The organism is Photorhabdus stackebrandtii, assembly GCF_011189495.1.
GTDB classification, from domain to species: Bacteria; Pseudomonadota; Gammaproteobacteria; order Enterobacterales; family Enterobacteriaceae; genus Photorhabdus; species Photorhabdus khanii.
In genome coordinates, this window is the sequence record NZ_PUJV01000158.1 from 1 (window position 1) to 712 (window position 712).

The following is a 712-nucleotide window of genomic DNA, read 5'->3' on the forward strand; positions in this document are numbered from 1 at the left end:
ATTCTGAATATGGCATTCAAGTTATTTTTTATGACTTGATGTAACATATAATAACTAAAATATCCCCTGTCGAAGATAATGACATCATGGGTATTCAGGCAATGAAAATGTTTTTCCGCACAAGCTCTTTCATTATTATGGTTAACAAAATCAATATCATATACAATTGAATTCAACACATCATAGAGACAGCTCATCATGGCATAGGGATAATGTCTGGACGTACGTTGTGTGACACGATAGCCATTATTGATAAGTTTTCTGGGGACATTGAGCTTTGATCCATCAATGGCAAAAATTCGGTGTCCTTTCCATGTTGTCGGGAGAGTATTTTTCTCCCAGACAGCCACAATATCTTTATTAATGGTTTTGATGGCATCATCAGGTAATTTCATTCTGGCTTCGCACATTGATGAGGCTGAAATAGGACTGCACTGAGGTAGAGGTATATTTTCATGAACGCAGTCATCCCATATTTCATTGATGATATAAGCATATCCATGATTATTTTTCCTGAAATAATTTTCATGAGGAATAAGACAATCAATTTTGTATCTATTGTTCTTTTTCTTTTTTGCCACGATTTATCAATCGTCGAACATGAATTAAAAAAGGTTTTGTTTAGGCGTTGATATAAATCCATGATCCATTCCCCCTTGCTCATTTAAACCCTATTTTATCACATCGTTGTTTCCTTAACCGAATGCCATTG

1 protein-coding gene is annotated in these 712 nt (G+C 34.8%); it reads right to left on the reverse strand.

Features of this window, described 5'->3' with window-relative positions:
* The coding region (locus C5470_RS22125) for a transposase (RefSeq protein ID WP_166291936.1) at positions 1–581 on the reverse strand (581 nt) is incomplete at its 3' end.
* Positions 582–712 lie beyond the last annotated feature (131 nt).